14 protein-coding genes are annotated in these 16,512 nt (G+C 57.8%); 10 read left to right on the top strand and 4 right to left on the bottom strand.

Annotated elements, in window-relative coordinates; genetic code table 11:
• Window positions 1-71 precede the first annotated feature (71 nt).
• From J7413_RS02305 to J7413_RS02260, 10 genes are all read left to right on the top strand, one after another.
• Window positions 72-3,488 (top strand): indolepyruvate ferredoxin oxidoreductase family protein, encoded by a 3,417-nt coding sequence (locus J7413_RS02305; protein ID WP_209095977.1) that lies wholly within the window; start codon window positions 72-74, stop codon window positions 3,486-3,488.
• Window positions 3,489-3,642: 154 nt separating this feature from the next.
• Complete coding sequence (locus J7413_RS02300) at window positions 3,643-4,521, top strand: lysophospholipid acyltransferase family protein (protein WP_209095976.1); 879 nt, start codon at window positions 3,643-3,645, stop codon at window positions 4,519-4,521.
• Window positions 4,522-4,540: 19 nt separating this feature from the next.
• On the top strand, window positions 4,541-5,353 hold the full coding sequence (locus tag J7413_RS02295) for an aspartate/glutamate racemase family protein (protein ID WP_209095973.1): 813 nt from the start codon (window positions 4,541-4,543) through the stop codon (window positions 5,351-5,353).
• A 139-nt stretch (window positions 5,354-5,492) separates the two neighbouring features.
• Entirely contained in the window at window positions 5,493-6,521 is a 1,029-nt protein-coding gene (gene argC, locus J7413_RS02290; RefSeq protein WP_209095971.1) for an N-acetyl-gamma-glutamyl-phosphate reductase, read from the top strand.
• A gap of 27 nt (window positions 6,522-6,548) precedes the next feature.
• Complete coding sequence (gene ccmE, locus J7413_RS02285) at window positions 6,549-6,998, top strand: cytochrome c maturation protein CcmE (RefSeq protein WP_209062379.1); 450 nt, start codon at window positions 6,549-6,551, stop codon at window positions 6,996-6,998.
• Window positions 6,999-7,145: 147 nt separating this feature from the next.
• The gene (locus J7413_RS02280) at window positions 7,146-7,757 is read left to right on the top strand and encodes a holin-associated N-acetylmuramidase (RefSeq protein ID WP_209095969.1); all 612 of its coding nucleotides are present in this window, start codon (window positions 7,146-7,148) and stop codon (window positions 7,755-7,757) included.
• A complete protein-coding gene (locus tag J7413_RS02275) occupies window positions 7,748-8,335 on the top strand; it encodes a holin family protein (RefSeq protein ID WP_209095967.1) in 588 nt (195 codons plus the stop codon). Before J7413_RS02280 ends, J7413_RS02275 begins: the two co-directional genes overlap by 10 nt.
• Window positions 8,336-8,409: 74 nt before the next feature.
• Complete coding sequence (locus J7413_RS02270) at window positions 8,410-10,383, top strand: heme lyase CcmF/NrfE family subunit (RefSeq protein WP_209095965.1); 1,974 nt, start codon at window positions 8,410-8,412, stop codon at window positions 10,381-10,383.
• Between the two features lie 8 nt (window positions 10,384-10,391).
• Window positions 10,392-10,865: a cytochrome c-type biogenesis protein gene (locus tag J7413_RS02265; RefSeq protein ID WP_209095963.1), complete on the top strand. Its 474-nt coding sequence runs from the start codon at window positions 10,392-10,394 to the stop codon at window positions 10,863-10,865.
• 65 nt (window positions 10,866-10,930) lie between these two features.
• The gene (locus J7413_RS02260; RefSeq protein WP_209095961.1) at window positions 10,931-11,707 is read left to right on the top strand and encodes an enoyl-CoA hydratase-related protein; all 777 of its coding nucleotides are present in this window, start codon (window positions 10,931-10,933) and stop codon (window positions 11,705-11,707) included.
• Between the two features lie 5 nt (window positions 11,708-11,712).
• Here J7413_RS02260 and J7413_RS02255 read toward each other — a convergent pair whose 3' ends face one another.
• From J7413_RS02255 to gltX, 4 genes are all read right to left on the bottom strand, one after another.
• Entirely contained in the window at window positions 11,713-12,222 is a 510-nt protein-coding gene (locus J7413_RS02255) for a DUF2087 domain-containing protein (RefSeq protein WP_209095959.1), read from the bottom strand.
• Window positions 12,223-12,487: 265 nt separating this feature from the next.
• A complete protein-coding gene (locus J7413_RS02250; protein ID WP_209095957.1) occupies window positions 12,488-13,309 on the bottom strand; it encodes a calcium-binding protein in 822 nt (273 codons plus the stop codon).
• 336 nt (window positions 13,310-13,645) lie between these two features.
• A complete protein-coding gene (gltA, locus tag J7413_RS02245) occupies window positions 13,646-14,941 on the bottom strand; it encodes a citrate synthase (RefSeq protein WP_209095955.1) in 1,296 nt (431 codons plus the stop codon).
• 101 nt (window positions 14,942-15,042) lie between these two features.
• Window positions 15,043-16,443, bottom strand: a complete 1,401-nt coding sequence (gene gltX / locus J7413_RS02240) for a glutamate--tRNA ligase (protein ID WP_209095953.1) — start codon at window positions 16,441-16,443, stop codon at window positions 15,043-15,045.
• Window positions 16,444-16,512: the final 69 nt, after the last annotated feature.

Here is a 16,512-nt window from a genome sequence, read left to right as displayed (position 1 = left end):
ACATAGGTCAGTAATTACGACTTATTATAACACCTATATTGGAAGAGACCGTCCAGCGAGGGGAGCGCAAGATGAGTATCCAAAAAGTATCCTTAAACGACCGATTTGACCTGTCCAAAGACAGTGTGATGCTCAATGGCACGCAGGCTTTGGTGCGTTTGATGCTGATGCAGAAGGCGCGTGATGCGGAGGCGGGGCTAAACACGGCCGGGCATGTGACCGGGTATCGGGGCTCACCGCTTGGGGCGGTCGACAGCCAGATGATGAAGGCTGAGAAGGTGCTACGGGACTCCGACGTGCTGTTTCAGGCCGGGTTGAACGAGGATTTGGCGGCCACCGCATTGTGGGGGAGCCAGCAGGCCGAGCTGCGTGGGGAAGGCAAATTCGACGGGGTTTATGGTCTTTGGTACGGCAAGGGCCCGGGGGTGGATCGCACCGGGGATGTGATGCGCCATGCCAATATGGCGGGCACCTCCAAACACGGTGGTGTGCTGATGGCGATGGGGGATGACCACACGGGCGAGAGCTCGACCGTGCTGCACCAGTCGGAATGGGCGATGGTGGATGCCTATATGCCGGTTGTGTCCCCGGCGGGTGTGCAGGAAGTGATGGACTATGGCCTCTACGGGATCGCTCTAAGCCGATTTGCCGGCGTCTGGGTTGGTTTGAAGACCATGAAAGATACGATTGAGGCAACGGCTGTGGTGAATGGGGACCCGCATCGGCTGAGCTTTGTGGAGCCGGAGTTTGATATGCCTGAGGGTGGTCTCAATATCCGGCTAGGGGACACGCCACACGCGCAGGAAGCGCGGATGATCGACTACAAACGCTTTGCCGCGGAGGCCTTCAGCCGGGCCAACCGCATGGACAAGCGTGTTTGGGGCAAGCCGGGTGCGAAGATCGGCTTTGTGGCTGCGGGCAAGAACTGGCTTGACCTGGTGCATGCGCTGCAGCTTCTGGGCATCAACGAGGAGGAGGCCGAACGGTTGGGGATCACCACCTATAAGGTGGGGCAGACCTTCCCGATGGATATGACCACCTTCAACGAATGGGCCGAAGGGCTCGAACTCATTGTGGTTGTGGAAGAAAAGCGCAAGCTGATTGAGATCCAGATCAAAGAGGCGATCTTCGATGATCGACGTGGGCGTCGGGTGTATGGTTGGTACAAAGGCGGTGCGGGCCTGATGGGGCGCGAAGAGCTGTTCCCGACACGCGGCGCTCTGGACCCGATCATGATCGCCGAGAAGCTGGGCGAGATCCTGATTGAGGAAGGCCGCGGCACCGATGGGGTGAAGGCCGGAATGAACACGCTGCTCGAGGCCAAGCGCTCTGACAATGCCGAAGAAATTGCCGTGCGCACGCCGTGGTTCTGTTCGGGGTGTCCGCACAACACCTCTACGAAAGTTCCGGAAGGCAGTCGCGCCTACGCGGGGATCGGGTGTCACTACATGGTGCAATGGATGGATCGCGAAACCAGCGGTTTTACCCACATGGGAGGCGAGGGGGCGAATTGGATCGGTGAGGCGCCGTTTTCCAAGACGCAACATGTTTTTCAGAACCTTGGGGATGGCACCTATAACCACTCCGGCATTCAGGCCATCCGTGCGGCCATGGCGGCGGGCACCAACATCACTTACAAGGTGCTCTTTAATGATGCCGTAGCCATGACCGGAGGCCAGACCAACGAAGGTGACTTGAGCCCACAGCGCATTGCCAATGAGCTGCGCGCGATTGGGATCAAAGATCTGGCTGTGGTCTATGATGAAAAGGAAGAGGTGGATCAGAGCCTGTTCCCAACTGGTATCAGCTTTCATGAACGAGCTGATCTTAAAACGGTTGAGAAGAAGTTCCGTGAGATTAGTGGCGTTACAGCTATTGTTTACGTGCAGACCTGCGCCAGCGAAAAGCGTCGCCGCCGCAAACGCGGTGCGTTCCCGGATCCGGATCGGCGGGTGTTCATCAACACCGATGTCTGCGAAGGCTGCGGGGATTGCGGGGTGCAATCCAACTGTATCTCGATTGAGCCGGTGGAAACGGAACTCGGGCGCAAGCGCAAGATCAATCAATCCAGCTGCAACAAAGATTTCAGCTGTCTCAATGGATTCTGCCCGTCTTTTGTGACCGTGGAAGGCGCAAAAATCCGCAAGGCGGCGACCACGGCGGTGGATCTGCCGGAGATGCCGACACCAAAGCTCGCGCAGATCAACGGCACCCATAATGTGGTGATCACTGGCGTTGGCGGCACGGGCGTGGTGACCATCGGTGCGATCCTGTCACAGGCAGCACAGATCGACGGCAAGGCGGCTGCGATGATGGAGATGGCTGGGCTGGCCCAGAAGGGCGGCGCGGTGCATATCCATTGCCGGATTGCTGAGAGCAGCGACGATATTAGTGCCGTGCGCGTGGCCACGGGGGAATGTGATGCGCTGATCGGCGGGGATCTGGTGGTGAGTGCGGGGGCAAAAACCCTTGGTTTGACCAGCGCCGGGCGCACCGGGGCCGTGGTGAACAGCCATGAGATCATCACCGGTGATTTCACGCAGAACACTGAGTTCAAACTACCCAGCGGGCGACTTGAGGTGGCGCTTCAGGCGCGGCTGCGCGAACAGCTGAGCATGTTTGATGCCTCGGAATTGGCGCGGGTTGTGCTGGGGGATGGGATCTTCTCCAACATGATGATCTTTGGCGCAGCCTGGCAGAAGGGTCTGGTGCCGCTGAGCCATGAGGCAATCACGTCTGCAATTGAACTGAACGGGGCGGCGGTTGAGAAAAACCAGCGCGCTTTTGAGGTGGGGCGTTGGGCGGTGCTTTACCCTGAAGACGCTGAGGCGCTGTTGACCCCGAAAGTGGTGCAGATGCCCAAGAGCCTTGAGGAAAAAATCGCCTTCCGCGCGGATCATCTGGTGAAATACCAAAACAAGCGCCTCGCGAAGCGATACCGTAAGCTGGTGGACAGCGTGTCTGACAAACGTCTGAAGGAAGCGGTGGCAAAGGGCTATCACAAGCTGCTGTCTTATAAGGACGAATATGAGGTGGCGCGCCTGCATCTGGAGAGCCGCGCTAAGGCTGAAGAGGTGTTTGAGGGGGATTTCACCATGAAATTCCACCTGTCGCCGCCCACACGGGCCAAGATGGGCGCCAATGGCCGGCCAGAAAAATCGGAGTTTGGCCCGAAAACTCTGGGTCTCTTTAAGGTGCTGGCGAAGCTCAAAGGCTTGCGCGGTACGCCACTGGATCTGTTTGGCCGAACAGAAGAGCGCAAGATGGAGCGTGCGCTGATCAAGCAATATGAAACTGATATGGCAAAAGTGATCTCAGAGCACGGCGACAATGCGCATGAAGCGGCTGTGGCCCTGGCGGAATTGCCCTTGCAAATCCGCGGCTTTGGACCCGTGAAGCAGGACAATGAAGCCAAAGCGGCGAAGCGTCGAGAGGAGCTTCTGTCCGCGCTGCGGGATGGCAATCACGTGAAGGCGGCAGCAGAATAGGTTCCGCTTGATAAGTGTAGTAGTTCAGATGCCCGCCGCTGATGCAGCGGGCATTTTGCGCGCTGGACCATTTCAGCTAGAAACGAGGCACTTGGTTAAAAAACTTTTGCATTTATGTCATATGCTCAGGGGACACAGAGACCAGAGAAGACCCATGCCGTCCAAACACCAAGTTGCCCGCGACATCAGTTATGCCTACTCCGCTCAGACCCGCAGCGGTCGTGCCATGATCCGTGTGATGGAGAACGCCACAGGGCGACTGCGCCTGATCAAGCGCGCTGAGGGCTACGAGACGGAAGTGGCAGCTGGGCGGGATTTCTGGGCGGTGATGCGCGAGCGTTATGGGCTGTCGTTGGATGTGGTGGGCGGGAGCCTTGACAATATCCCTAAAACCGGCCCGCTGATCATGATCGCCAACCATCCCTACGGGATCCTGGACGGGCTGATGATGGGCAATATCCTGAGCCAGACGCGCGGCGATTTCCGCATTCTGGCGCATCAGGTGTTCCGCAAGGCCGAAGACCTCAACCGCGTTATTCTGCCGGTCAGCTTTGATGAGACAAAAGAGGCGGTGAAACAGAATCTGGAAACCCGCAAGACCGCGCTGAATTACCTGAAAGATGGCGGGGCCATTGGTATTTTCCCTGGTGGCACGGTCAGCACGGCGGAGACACCTTTTGGCACGCCGCTTGATCCGGGCTGGCGTGGGTTTACCGCGCGGATGGTGGCGAAATCGGAGGCCACCGTGGTGCCTGTGTTCTTTGACGGGCACACCAGCCGCCTGTTTCAGATCGCCAGCCATTTGCATTACACGCTGCGCATGGGCTTTCTGATCCGGGAGTTCAAAAAGCGGGTGGATACGCCGGTGCGCGTGGTGATTGGCGAGCCGATTGACCGCAATGCGATCAACAGCCGCGCCAAAGACACCAAGGCGCTCATGGACTTTCTGCGAGACAGCACTTATTCTCTTTCTCCCAAGCCCATTGCCAATTTTGGCTATGGATTTGAGTTTGAAGAAAAATACCGCGCCTGATCGCGGATAGAGGTGTTTTGTGGCAGTTGGGATTTTTGACAGTGGTCTGGGCGGTCTGACCGTTTATGACGCGGTGAGCAAGCGCTTGCCGGAGGTGCCGATTGTGTATTTCGGCGATAATGCGCATGCGCCTTACGGGGTGCGCGATGCAGATGATGTGTATGATCTGACCACCAAGGCGGTGGAGCGGATGTGGGACGCGGGCTGTGATCTGGTGATCCTCGCCTGTAACACCGCAAGCGCGGCCGCGCTGCGCCGAATGCAGGAAAGCTGGGTGCCGACCGACAAGCGGGTGCTGGGCGTTTTTGTGCCGCTGATTGAGGCGCTGACCGAGCGCAGCTGGGGCGATAACTCTCCGCCGCGCGAAGTGGATGTGCAGCATGTGGCGCTGTTTGCGACACCGGCCACCGTGGCGAGCCGCGCGTTTCAGCGCGAGCTGGCGTTCCGCGCGATTGGCGTGGATGTGGAGGCACAGGCCTGTGGTGGCGTGGTGGATGCCATTGAAGATGGCGATATGATCCTGGCCGAAGCGCTGGTGCGCAGTCACGTTGATGCCCTCAAGCGAAAAATGCCCGAGCCGCAGGCGGCGATCTTGGGCTGCACCCATTACCCGATTATGCATGACACCTTCCAAGACGCTTTGGGCGTAGGGGTAAAAGTGTATAGTCAGGCAAATCTGGTGGCAGAATCACTGGCGGATTATTTGGAGCGGCACCCAACCATGATCGGGACGGGCGAAAAAAATATGTTCCTGACCACAGGCGACGTGCGCAAGGTCTCTGACCGGGCGACGCAGTTTTTGCGACGACGAATTACCTTTGAATCGGCCTAACACCCGATCGTGAAGAGAGCCACATGCGACCTGCGGGCGCAGGCTCTCGCAAAACTCCCAAATTTTGATTATTTACCCCGCAGGTGACGGGGTGGCCGGCTGAACAGCTGCGGCCAACAACAGGAAAGAGGTCTTTGAGATGACCCATAAAATCGCAATTCTTGGCGCCAGTGGCTATACCGGAGCCGAATTGGTGCGTTTGATCGCCACCCATCCGAGCATGGAGATTGTGGCCCTGTCCGCAGATCGCAAGGCAGGCATGGAGATGTCTGCTGTGTTCCCGCATCTGCGCCATCTGGAATTGCCGACCCTTTGCAAGATCGACGAGATTGATTTTGCCGATGTGGATCTGTGTTTCTGCGCCTTACCGCACGCGACCTCTCAGAAGGTTATCAAGGCTTTGCCTTCTGACGTTAAGGTTGTCGACCTGAGCGCGGATTTCCGTCTGCGCGACCCAGAGGAATACGCCAAATGGTATGGCGGGCAGCATGATGCGCTCGAAATTCAGCAAGAGGCTGTCTATGGCCTCACCGAATTTTATCGCGAAGAGATCAAGGCAGCGCGGGTTGTGGCTGGGACAGGCTGTAACGCAGCAACGGGGCAGTTTGCGCTGCGTCCGCTGATTGAAGCCGGTGTGATTGATCTCGATCAGATCATTCTGGACCTGAAATGTGCAGTATCCGGCGCAGGGCGATCCTTGAAAGAGAACCTGCTGCATGCGGAGCTAAGCGAAGGCTACCATGCCTATGCCATTGGCGGCACACACCGGCATCTGGGCGAGTTCGATCAGGAATTCTCCAAGATTGCGGGGCGCGAGGTTAAGGTACAGTTCACCCCGCATCTGGTGCCTGCCAACCGGGGCATTCTGGCGACGGTTTACGTGCAGGGGGATGCGGCAGAGATCCATGCGACCCTCGCAGCGGCCTATGGTGATGAGCCGTTCATCGAGGTTCTGCCCTTTGGCGAAGCGCCGAGCACGCGCCATGTGCGGGGCTCCAACTTCTGCCATATCGGCGTGACCGGAGACCGGATCGAGGGGCGCGCGATTGTGATTGCGGCGCTGGACAACCTGACCAAAGGGTCCAGCGGGCAGGCGTTGCAAAACGCCAACCTGATGTTGGGAGAAGAGGAAACCGCCGGCCTGATGCTGGCGCCTTGCTTCCCGTAAAATGCGCTGTGGCGCGGGAGACTAAAAATGAAGAGCCTGAAAAAGCAACGTCGGATCCAGGTGATCATCCTGACCTTCGTAGCCATGATCGTATCCACCGCCTTGATCGGCTATGCGATGCGAGATGGGATCAATTTCTTCCGCTCACCTTCTCAGGTGCTTGAAGAGCCTCCCGCGGCCAACGAAGTCTTTCGCATTGGCGGGTTGGTTGAGGATGGCACCTTGGTGCGGGCTGACGGCGAAACCGTGCGGTTTTCCGTAACAGATGGCGGCGCGTCGGTGCCTGTGACCTTCACCGGCATCCTGCCGGATCTGTTCAAAGAGAACGAAGGCATGGTGGGCACAGGCTCTTATGTGGACGGGGTGTTTGTGGCCACAGAAATCCTCGCCAAACACGATGAGACTTATATGCCCAAAGAGGTTGTGGACGCGCTGAAAGAGCAGGGCGTGTATCAGGAACCTGAGAGCGAAGGCTGACCGCAGCCCCTTTCAACAGAGATTTGAACCCGCAGGTCTGACGGCTTGCGGGTTTTTCTATGCGTGCAACAGCAGCGTGCGGCGGGCTTGGAGGAGCTTAACGTAGGCGTGCCAGCTTGGCTGTGTCAGGCACAGGAGGGCGACAGAATGTTGAATGTGCAGCAAATCGCGCGGGAGATCGTGGCCCGCGAAGGGAGTTTTGTAGTTGATCCGGATGACCCCGGCGGGGCGACCAAATTTGGCGTGACCATCCATACGGCCCGGCGGCTGGGATTGGACAAAGACGGTGACGGGGATGTAGATACGGCCGACATCCGGGCGCTTACGCGGGAAGATGCGGAGCGGGTTTTTCTGAAACATTACTATGAAGCTCCGGGGATCAACGGTTTGCCGGAGGTTTTGCAAGCCTCTGTGTTTGACATGTATGTCAATGCAGGCGGCAATGCGGTGAAAATCCTGCAGCGGTTGCTTGTGCAGATGGGACAGCAGGTCACGGTGGACGGGCAGATCGGCCCGCATACCATCGCTGCCTGTGAGGCGGCTGCCGTGCTGGCGCCACATCATCTTGCCGATGCTTACGGGGTGGCACGGCGGAACTATTATTTCCGGCTGGCGGACCTGCGCCCCAAATCGCGCAAATTTGCGCGCACGCGGGCGGGTCATAAAGGCGGGTGGATCAGGCGGGCGGAGGAATTCATCTCGCCTCGATATCACCTGAGTGTTGATGAGTTTCAGAAACGGGTGGCCTCATGGGGTTGATTGAACGGGCGCTGTCCTTTGTGTTTGGCGGCGGGCGCAATGTGATTGCAGAGACCGCCGAGGTGTTTCGGGAGAACGCAGAAGCGGGGGCGCAGCGGGCGCAGGATGTGCAGATCGCGGCGATGCAGAGCCATGCGGAAGAGTTCCGGCAGGTTGACCGCGGTGTGTTTGACCGGCTGATGGACGGGGTCAACCGCCTGCCGCGCCCGGCTATGGCGATTGGCTGTCTGGCACTGTTTGTGGCGGCCATGGTGGATCCGGTGTGGTTTGCGGCGCGTATCACCGGCATTGCGCTGGTGCCTGACCCGATGTGGTGGCTGCTGGGCGTAATTGTGAGTTTCTATTTTGGCGCGCGGCATCAGGCGAAAGGGCAGGAATTTCAACGTAGTATGTCGCAGAACCTGAAGCTGGTGCCTCAGGTTGTGGAGGCCATTGAGACCTTGGAAAACATCCAGACAAGAGAGGTTGATGCAGGCGCGGACGCGCGGGCAGACGCCCGTCCGCCAGGGGAGGGTGCAGAGGGGCCGGAAGGCGTGAAGAACCCTGTCCTAGATGATTGGCGCAAAACGGCAGGCTGAGGGCGCGACAATCTGGACTGAGATTCACGCCGAATTGCATTGGCCCTTCGTTGAGGCAGGTCTATATAGACGCCATGATAGTAGAGCTCGGCCATTTTGCACTGATCCTAGCCGCCGTCACCGCCTTGGTGCAGGCAATCGTTCCTCTTGTTGGCGCGCATAAACGATGGCCCGGTTGGATGGCCGTGGCCGAACCAGCTGCGGGCTTGCAGTTCCTGTTCACAGGCTTCTCTTTTGCAGCGCTGACCTATGCCTTTGTGGTGTCTGATTTCTCCGTGCAGCTGGTGGTGAGCAACTCCCACACGCTGAAGCCAATGCTCTACAAAGTGAGCGGTGTCTGGGGGAATCATGAAGGGTCCATGCTGCTCTGGGTGTTTATCCTGACCATCTTTGGTGCTTGTCTGGCGTGGTTTGGCGGCAATCTGCCAGCAACGCTGCGCGCCCGCGCTTTGGCGGTGCAAGCTTCCGTTTCTGTTGCGTTTTTTGCCTTTATCCTTCTGACCTCCAACCCGTTTTTGCGGATGGATGTGGTGCCGTTTGACGGCGGCGATCTGAACCCGCTGTTGCAGGATGTGGGGCTCGCGCTGCACCCGCCGTTCCTCTATCTGGGCTATGTGGGGCTGAGCATGGCGTTCTCTTTTGCGATTGCCGCGCTGTTGGAGGGCCGTGTGGATGCCGCCTGGGGGCGCTGGGTGCGGCCCTGGACGCTGGCGGCCTGGGTGTTTCTGACCATCGGCATCGCGCTTGGCTCCTGGTGGGCCTATTACGAACTGGGCTGGGGCGGCTTCTGGTTCTGGGATCCGGTGGAAAACGCCTCCTTCATGCCATGGCTTCTGGCGGCCGCGCTGTTGCACTCCGCTATTGTGGTGGAAAAACGTGAATCCCTGAAAAGCTGGACGATCCTGCTGGCGATCATGGCGTTCAGCTTCTCCCTGATCGGGACTTTCATTGTACGCTCTGGTGTGATCACCTCCGTGCATGCCTTTGCCAATGATCCGGAGCGCGGTGTGTTCATTCTGGCCATTCTGGCGGTGTTCACCGGCGGCGGACTGACCCTGTTTGCGGCGCGCGCCGGGGCGATGGAGGCCAAAGGCGTGTTTGGTGTGGTCAGCCGGGAAACCGCGCTTGTGCTCAACAATATCCTGCTGGCGGTGTCCTGTTTTGTGGTCTTTATCGGCACCATCTGGCCGCTGGTGAGCGAGCTTGCCTTTGCCCGTAAGTTGAGCGTGGGCCCACCCTTCTTCAATATGGCGTTTACGCCTTTCATGGTGCTGCTTGGCGCGATCTTGCCGATTGGCGCGATGCTGCCGTGGAAGCGGGCCAAGCTTGGTAAGGCGTTGAAGCCGCTGGTGCCTGCATTGATGCTGGCGATTGCGCTGGCCGGGCTGGCTTGGGCGATGCAGAGCGGACGGTCGCTTCTGGGGCCGGTTGGGCTGTTCCTCGGCGCATGGCTGGTCTTTGGTGCCGCCACGGATCTGCTGTCGCGCACAGGACGGGGCGATCTGAGGGCACGGTTGGGCCGGATGACGCGGCTGCCGCGTGCGGATTGGGGCAAGGCGGTGGCCCATGCGGGGCTTGGCGTGACCATGTTTGGCGTTGCCGGTCTGATGGCCTGGGAGCAGGAAGACATTCGTGTGGCGCAACTGAATGAGCCATATACCGTCGGCGCGTTTGAGATCACCCTTGAGAATGTGCGTGAGGTGGAAGGGCCGAACTACCTGAGTACTATGGCGGACATTCGCGTGCGCAGCGGTGGCCGTGAAATCGCCATGCTGCATCCGGAAAAACGCGTTTATCCGATTGCGGGAATGCCCACCACAGAGGCGGCAATTGACTATCGTGTGCTGCGCGATGTGTATCTGGCGCTAGGCGATGAGCAGCCGGGCGGCGCCTATACGGTGCGAACCTACATCAAGCCCCTGACCAACTGGATCTGGATGGGGTCGCTCCTGATGGCGCTCGGTGGCTGTTTGAGCCTGAGTGACCGGCGTTACCGTGTGGCTGCAGGCGCGCGCAAAGCGCCAAGCGGCGGTGTGCCGGCGGAATGAGGTTTGAGATGTTGAACGCTTTACGCAGATTTGGAGCCGCCCTGACCGTGGCGTTCCTGATGGCAGGACCAAGCGCGGCTGTTCAACCTGATGAGGTACTGGCCGATCCCGTTCTGGAAGAGCGTGCGCGTGAGATTTCCAGGGACCTGCGCTGCCTTGTTTGCCGCAATGAAAGCATTGATGAGAGCAATGCGCAGCTGGCACGCGATTTGCGTCTGTTGGTGCGTGAGCGCCTGGTGGCCGGAGACAGCAATGCAGGTGTTGTGGACTTCGTGGTTGACCGCTACGGCGAATACGTACTGCTGCGCCCGCGCACGTCTGGTAGCAATCTGGTGCTATATTTGGCTGGTCCAGTCATGCTGATCATTGCCCTTTTTGTCGGCCTGTCCTACGCGCGCCGGCGTTCTGTTGCGGCCACGACCTCAGAGAGTAAGTTAACTGCGGATGAAACCGCGCGCTTGCAAGAGATTCTCAAAAAGTGACGTAGCATTCCTCTTGTATATGGTGGGGAAGCTAAGATGTAATATGAGGGACTTGGAGGGACCTCATGGACTATCAAACACTCACCTATTCGCTTCAGGATGGCGTGGCGTTAATCACGCTCAACCGACCTGAAACACTAAACGCCCTGACACAACAAATGCGTGCAGAAATTACAGACGCTGTTCTCGCGGCGGGCAGAGAAGCGCGTGTCATGGTTTTGACTGGAGCGGGGAAGGCGTTTTGTTCGGGCCAAGATCTCGGGGACAGTTCAAACGCTGCCAATCTCGACCTGGAACGGACACTTCGAGACGAGTATATGCCAATGATCCGTGCTCTTCGCGAGCTGCGGATCCCAACGATTTGTGCCGTGAACGGCCCCGCTGCGGGCGCCGGCGCAAACCTTGCCTTGGCTGCGGATGTGGTGATTGCAACGGAAAGTGCTTATTTCATGCAAGCCTTTTCAAGAATTGGCCTGATGCCAGACGCAGGGGGGACCTATGAGCTGCCGCGCGCGATGGGAGCGGCCAAAGCGATGGGCGCGGCGCTTTTTGCTGATAAGATTTCTGCCAAACAGGCGGATGACTGGGGCATGATTTGGGAAGCAGTGCCTGACGCCGAATTTGAAAAGCAATGGCACGCGCGTGCACGTCATTTGGCCGAGGGTCCGACGCTTGCATACAAAGAAATCAAACGCGCGATTCAAGAAAGCTATGGCAATGACTGGACTGCTCAAATGGAGCAAGAATCAAAGCGCCAGGGCAAGCTTGGCAAAACCCGCGATTTCCAAGAGGGTGTGGTTGCCTTTCTAGAAAAGCGCCCCGCGAGCTACGAGGGGCGCTGAGGCGATCAAAGCTGTTTGAGCTGTTTCATCAGGGCCAGCGCTTCGGGCGTTGGCCTTTGTTCTATGCGGCGGTAGATGCGGCCATCGATGGTGCGCTCTGCAAGCTTGTGGTCGATCAGGGAGCGGCGCAGCAGCACGTGATCGTCAAAGGCCAGCCCGTCTTTTAGGACGGCGTTGACCTCCTTTTCGCTGAGATCCTGATGGGCGGGCATGCGCGCCCAGAAGGGCCAGAGGCAAAGACCCTGCACCTTGGTCCATTTGGGCCAGCGAAACATTCTGCCGTTTTCGTCAAACACCCGCAGGGCGCGTTTGAGGGCCAGTTCGTCCAGCGCAGGCGGCGCTTTGGCGGCAGCGTTGCGCAGGTGCTGATGGTTCTGAAATCCGGCGGCCTTGGCCACCAGTCCCATCATGGCCGCGTGGCCGGGCAGGGCGTCTTGCCCTGCAAGAGAACGGCGCAGCTGTTTGGTGAAGGCCGAAACATCGGCCACATATAGCGGGGTCACGTCTTTGGACATGAGCGCATCCTTTTGGCTGGCGTGTGTCCCGAGAGGCAAAAAGCCCAAGCCGGGGTCGATGGCCGCCCTTGTCGACGACACGCGCAAAAGCATGCTGTCGGCTCAAAAAATCGCAGGTTTAGCAAAGTCAGACTGACCGGCGGCGCCTGGGTGAACTGCGGACCCTGACGCCACACTAGTCATCGCACCAAACGCATGCAACGGGTTTTGCGCGTGGCAGACCGCAAGAGGTTCCCTGCGGCCTGCTGGTTTGGTTGGGAGCCTGTTAGGCTATGGTTAGAAGCACATCGGATGCGTCCAAGCCTGCCGCATCGCCTGCGATACGTGCCATCACCACACCATTGGCCAGAACCTGGGTTTCACCTCCAGTGCGCTCAAGGGTGATCGTCGGTGACGGTTGATTGTCTTCATATAAGACTGAGAGGACATCTTCGTTTGCGTCAAAATCGGTGATCAGAGGGGCATCCTCGTCAATCCAATGCCCGATTTGAAACAGGTCCATTCCTTCGCCACCGGTTGCGGTATCCCCTTCGCCGAGCAAAAGCTCGTCGTTGCCACCGCCGCCGTCCAGCACGTTGGCTTCGTCTTCCGTTGGCTCCTCGAACTCGAGCGGACCTGAAGCGGCACGATCTCTGTAGACATCGCCAATCTCGATTTCGCGGTTCGAGATGTCGGCGCCTATGAGTACGTCATTGCCCGCGCCACCGTTGAGTGTATCGTTTCCAGAATACCCGCGAAGAGTGTCATTGCCCTCGCCACCGCTCAGGAGGTCGTCGCCTTCGCCTCCGGCTAGAACGTCGTCGTCCAAGTCGCCGCGCAGGGTGTCATCTCCGGTGAAGCCGAACAGGAAATCTCGACCTTCACCGCCATTGAGCGTGTCATTACCGCCTTCACCCGAGAGGATATCGTGCCCTGATGTGCCCGAAATTGCGTTGTCGCTATCGTTGCCCTCGCGCAGCAGGCCGGTTTCACCCTCATCTTCGCCTTCGGTCACACGAATTGGGGTGTCAGAAACCGCTTCATCACCATCATCGTCGTCGCTGATTAATCCGCCAGCAGCCAGCCCGACGAGAAGAAGGCCAAACATCCACATTCCACTTACTCCATTCAGTACGTTGTGCGCCTAGCAGGCGACAAATTTGCTTTGACTTGGATTGGGCGCGCGACCGCTGTTTCTGAAATCACCAGTAACCGTGAACTTTTCAACCGATTGTTCTGAATATGGCAAAGGGCAGTGGTGGCGACTCAAAATGTTCCAAATCAAATATCTCTAGAAGCATACATTGCACGTTAAACGTGTCAGAACTTTGTCTCGAAATTTAATTTCTCACACCCATAAGGCGATCTCAGTAAGCCGTTGATGCAAAAAGAAAACGCGCCGAAAAGGATCGGCGCGTTTGAAAATGTCTGACTGATGCTACGCTTAGCGGTTTTCGATGTCCACATACTCGCGAACGTCTTCGCCCAGGTAAAGCTGGCGTGGACGACCGATCTTGTGCGCCGGATCAGAAAGCTGTTCCTTCCACTGGGAAATCCAGCCCACGGTGCGGGACAGGGCGAAAATTGGAGTGAACATGGAGGTCGGGAAGCCCATCGCCTCCAGAATGATCCCAGAGTAGAAATCCACATTCGGGAAGAGCTTTTTGTCCTTGAAGTAGGGGTCGTTCAGAGCGATCTGCTCCAGCTCTTTGGCAACTTGCAGCAGCGGGTTATCTTCGACGCCCAGGAGCTCCAGTACCTCGTCTGCACTTTCTTTCATCACGGTCGCGCGTGGGTCCATGTTTTTGTAAACACGGTGGCCAAAGCCCATCAGACGGAACGGATCGTTCTTGTCTTTGGCGCGGGCGATATATTCTGGGATGCGATCCACAGAACCAATTTCTTTGAGCATTTCCAGGCAGGCTTGGTTTGCGCCGCCATGTGCAGGGCCCCAAAGGCAGGCGATGCCCGCTGCGATACAGGCGAATGGGTTTGCACCGGAAGAGGAGGCCAGACGCACGGTAGAGGTCGAGGCGTTCTGTTCGTGGTCGGCATGCAAGGTAAAGATACGGTCCATCGCGCGCGAGAGGATCGGGTTCACCTCATAGTCTTCGGCAGGCACGGCAAAGCACATGCGCAGGAAGTTGGAGGCGTAGTCCAGATCGTTGCGTGGGGACACAAAAGGCTGACCGATGGTGTATTTATACGCCATCGCCGCGATGGTTGGCATCTTTGCGATCAGACGGTGGGACGCAATTTCACGCTGGCGTGGATCGTTGATGTCGGTGCTGTCGTGGTAGAAGGCAGACATGGCCCCAACCACACCAACCATGATCGCCATGGGGTGGGCATCGCGACGGAAGCCGCGGAAGAAATTCACCATCTGCTCGTGCAACATGGTGTGATGCGTGATGGTGTTTTCGAATTCTTCCAATTCAGTCGTCGTCGGCAATGTGCCGTAAAGCAGCAGGTAGCACACTTCTAGGTAGTGTGACTTGCCAGCTAAGTCACCGATCGCATAGCCGCGATGGGTGAGTACACCTTCTTCGCCGTCAATATATGTGATTGTGGACTCACAAGAGGCTGTCGAAGTGAAGCCAGGATCGTATGTAAAGACACCAGCTTGCGCATAAAGTTTACGGATATCCAGCACATCCGGACCGGACGTTGGAGAATGTACCGGCAAGTCGTAAGACGCATCATCAATCGTTAGCGTCGCGGTTTTCTTTGTCTCGGACATGGCTGTTTCCCTTCTTATCGAGCCGGGACCGCAAAGCGATCCCAGCAGCTTTGTCTTCGTGGTGGATTAATGCGCGGTTAATGGCGCAAAACCCTCCACCTTTATTCGGCGACGTCAGACAGACGCGCGAGCGTTTCCTCGCGTCCCAAGACCAGCATCATGTCAAACACGCTGGGGGTCGCTGCACGGCCAGCCAGCGCAGCCCGAAGCGGGCCGGCCATCTTGCCGAACTTGATTTCTTTGGCTTCAGAAAAGCTGCTCGTTACAGCCTCAAGCCCTTCACGCGTCCAGCTAGCATTTTGCAGCTGCGGCGTCAATTCTTTCAGTATACCACGGGATACTGGATCAAGATTTTTTGATGCCTTTTCCTCTACGTCAAGCGGGCGTGACGCCAGCGCAAATTGCGCTTTTTCAAGGAGATCTGGGAAAGTTTTGGCCCGATCTTTCAAGCAATACATCGCCTCCCGTAGTAATACGGTTTGGGCGTCTGTCAGCGGAGGCAGCCCCGCGGCGGCACGAAATTCGATGATTTCTTGCAGCAATGCAGCATCGTCTGAAACCGCGATGTGTTGGCCGCAGATGTTTTCCAGTTTCTTGGTGTCAAATCGGGCGGGACTTTTGCCAATTCCGTCCAAATCGAACCATTCTTTGGCCTGAGCGTCGCTAAAGAACTCATCATCTCCATGGCTCCAGCCCAAGCGCGCAAGATAGTTGCGCATGCCAGCGGCTGGATACCCCAATGCTTGATATTCGTGCGCCCCCGTTGCCCCATGGCGTTTAGACATTTTTTTACCGTCCTGACCATGGATCAAGGGGATATGTGCCCAGACCGGCACGTCCCAGCCCATGGCCTCATAGATCATCATCTGGCGTGCGGCATTGTTGAGGTGATCATCCCCGCGGATCACATGGGTCACGCCCATGTCGTGGTCATCAACAACAACTGCCAACATGTAGACCGGCGTGCCATCCGAACGTAACAGAACCATGTCATCAAGCTGGTCGTTACGTATGGTCACATCGCCCTGAACCTGATCGCGGATCACTGTGTTGCCGTCACGGGGCGCTTTGATGCGCACCACATAAGGTGCGTCGGGGTGGCTTTCCGGCGCGGCGTCCCGCCAAGGGCTTTGATAGAGCGTAGATTTCCCGGCGGCGCGGGCCTCTTCACGGAAGGTGGCGATTTCGTCCTGTGTGGCAAAACACTTGTAGGCTTTGCCCTCAGAAAGCAATTGTAGTGCAACCTCTGCGTGGCGGCTCGCAGCTTCAAACTGGCTTGCAACGTCGCCATCGTGATCCAACCCCAACCAGGACAGACCATCCAAAATGGCTGTGGTCGCTTCCGGTGTGGAACGCTCGCGGTCGGTGTCTTCAATACGCAGAAGGAATTTGCCCCCGCGGCCGCGGGCATAGAGCCAATTGAACAGCGCCGTACGCGCGCCGCCAATGTGCAAAAATCCAGTGGGAGAGGGGGCGAAACGGGTGACGACCTGGCCTGTCATAGCGGGCTTAACCTTTCAGTAACCATGTGTGATTTAGCGTGTTTGGCACTGTCTAGCGACACGGCTGGG

The sequence above is a fragment of the Shimia sp. R10_1 genome, assembly GCF_017744095.1.
GTDB lineage: Bacteria > Pseudomonadota > Alphaproteobacteria > Rhodobacterales > Rhodobacteraceae > Shimia.
The sequence above is the reverse complement of the archived record's forward strand: the minus strand, read 5'-3'. Positions and strand labels throughout refer to the sequence as shown.

Excerpts from the sequence above, each read along its gene's own strand:
- J7413_RS02305 (WP_209095977.1), top strand. The coding sequence starts at position 72 with ATGAGTATCCAAAAAGTATCCTTAAACGACCGATTTGACCTGTCCAAA.
- J7413_RS02300 (WP_209095976.1), top strand. The coding sequence starts at position 3,643 with ATGCCGTCCAAACACCAAGTTGCCCGCGACATCAGTTATGCCTACTCC.
- argC (WP_209095971.1), top strand. The coding sequence starts at position 5,493 with ATGACCCATAAAATCGCAATTCTTGGCGCCAGTGGCTATACCGGAGCC.
- ccmE (WP_209062379.1), top strand. The coding sequence starts at position 6,549 with ATGAAGAGCCTGAAAAAGCAACGTCGGATCCAGGTGATCATCCTGACC.
- J7413_RS02280 (WP_209095969.1), top strand. The coding sequence starts at position 7,146 with ATGTTGAATGTGCAGCAAATCGCGCGGGAGATCGTGGCCCGCGAAGGG.
- J7413_RS02275 (WP_209095967.1), top strand. The coding sequence starts at position 7,748 with ATGGGGTTGATTGAACGGGCGCTGTCCTTTGTGTTTGGCGGCGGGCGC.
- J7413_RS02270 (WP_209095965.1), top strand. The coding sequence starts at position 8,410 with ATGATAGTAGAGCTCGGCCATTTTGCACTGATCCTAGCCGCCGTCACC.
- J7413_RS02265 (WP_209095963.1), top strand. The coding sequence starts at position 10,392 with ATGTTGAACGCTTTACGCAGATTTGGAGCCGCCCTGACCGTGGCGTTC.
- J7413_RS02260 (WP_209095961.1), top strand. The coding sequence starts at position 10,931 with ATGGACTATCAAACACTCACCTATTCGCTTCAGGATGGCGTGGCGTTA.
- J7413_RS02255 (WP_209095959.1), bottom strand. The coding sequence starts at position 12,222 with ATGTCCAAAGACGTGACCCCGCTATATGTGGCCGATGTTTCGGCCTTC.
- J7413_RS02250 (WP_209095957.1), bottom strand. The coding sequence starts at position 13,309 with ATGTTTGGCCTTCTTCTCGTCGGGCTGGCTGCTGGCGGATTAATCAGC.
- gltA (WP_209095955.1), bottom strand. The coding sequence starts at position 14,941 with ATGTCCGAGACAAAGAAAACCGCGACGCTAACGATTGATGATGCGTCT.
- gltX (WP_209095953.1), bottom strand. The coding sequence starts at position 16,443 with ATGACAGGCCAGGTCGTCACCCGTTTCGCCCCCTCTCCCACTGGATTT.